This window comes from Roseibium sp. RKSG952 (assembly GCF_009711355.1).
Genome location: NZ_SMMF01000364.1, coordinates 1 through 725, shown reverse-complemented (window position 1 = coordinate 725; position 725 = coordinate 1). Strand labels below are relative to the sequence as shown.

Below are 725 nucleotides of genomic sequence, written 5' to 3'. Positions count from 1 at the left end.
CCTCTGGTCCGGGTTGATCGTTGTGGTGTGTTGCCGCTTTCGTTTCAGCAGGAGCGTTTGTGGTTTCTGGATCGTCTGGATGCGCAGGCGGGGGCGGCCTATCACATTGAAGGGGCGTTCCGTCTGGAGGGGCCGCTTGACGCGGAGGCGCTGGATCAGGCGCTGACGGGGCTGGTGGCGCGGCACGAGGGTCTGCGCACGGTGTTCGTGAACGATGGCGGGGGCACACCCTGCCAGAAGATCCGTCCGGCGCAAGACAGCGGCTTCCGGCTTGAGCGGGCGGATGCCACGGGTCTGGATGAGGCGGCCCTGCGGGAGCGGATCGAGGCGGTTCTGGCGCAGCGGTTCGATCTCGAGGCGGGGCCCTTGTTCCGGGCAGCACTCTTGCAGCTGTCGGCGGTCTCCCATGTGCTGGTGATCGGCGGCCATCATGCGGTTCTGGACGGCTGGTCGCTCGGGGTGCTTGTGAAGGAGCTGGCCGCACTTTACGGCGAGGCTTGCGGCGGGGGGGCTGCGGATCTGCCCGAACTGGATGTTCAATATCCCGATTATGCGGTCTGGCAGCGCAAGGTTCTGTCGGGCGAGCGGCTGGCGCAGGAGACGGCCTGGTGGCGTGAGACGCTGGAAGGTCTGCCCGAGGCGATCACGCTGCCGTTTGACCGGCCGCGCCCCGAGGTGATCGACCATGCGGGCGGTCTTGTGCCGGTCGCGGTGGGGCGGGAGGC

1 protein-coding gene is annotated in these 725 nt (G+C 67.7%); it reads left to right on the top strand.

Annotated features, from left to right (window positions below; all coding sequences use genetic code 11):
- The coding region (locus tag E1297_RS01070) for a condensation domain-containing protein (RefSeq protein WP_196223103.1) at positions 1-725 on the top strand (725 nt) is incomplete at both ends.